This is a genomic window from Mesorhizobium sp. M7A.F.Ca.CA.004.04.2.1 (assembly GCF_004022825.1).
Taxonomy (GTDB): Bacteria; Pseudomonadota; Alphaproteobacteria; order Rhizobiales; family Rhizobiaceae; genus Mesorhizobium.
The window spans coordinates 1-388 of the sequence record NZ_RZPH01001841.1 but is presented as its reverse complement, the minus strand read 5'-3'; the positions used below and the strand labels follow the sequence as shown (position 1 = coordinate 388).

The 388-nt window shown below is 66.2% G+C and carries 1 protein-coding gene; it reads left to right on the top strand.

The window, feature by feature from the left end:
- Nucleotides 1-388 (top strand): PfkB family carbohydrate kinase (locus EN893_RS37870; RefSeq protein WP_245491001.1); only part of this gene is annotated, 388 nt, incomplete at both ends.

Sequence of the window (388 nt, the reverse complement as noted above, 5' to 3'; positions counted from 1 at the left end):
ATGTCTACCGCATCGACGCCCTGCCGGCGCCCGGCATGGAAAAGACGGCATCGAGCTTTGCCCAGGTCGCCGGCGGTGGCTTCAACATGATGGTGGCGGCCAGCCGCACCGGCAGGCAGGTGGTGTTCGGCGGCCAACTCGGCAGCGGGCCCAATGGCGATTTCCTGCGCGCTGCTTTCATAGCCGAGGGTATCGAGACACTGACGCCGCCATCGCCCGTGATGGACAGCGGCAACTGCGTCGCCATGATCTCGAGCGACGCCGAACGCACCTTCGTGTCGTGGCCTGGTGCGGAGAGCGTTCTCAGCCTCGACATGATGGCGCCGGTCGCGGTGGCGCCGGGAGACTGGGTGTTCACCTCCGGCTACACGCTGAGCTACCCTAAGAG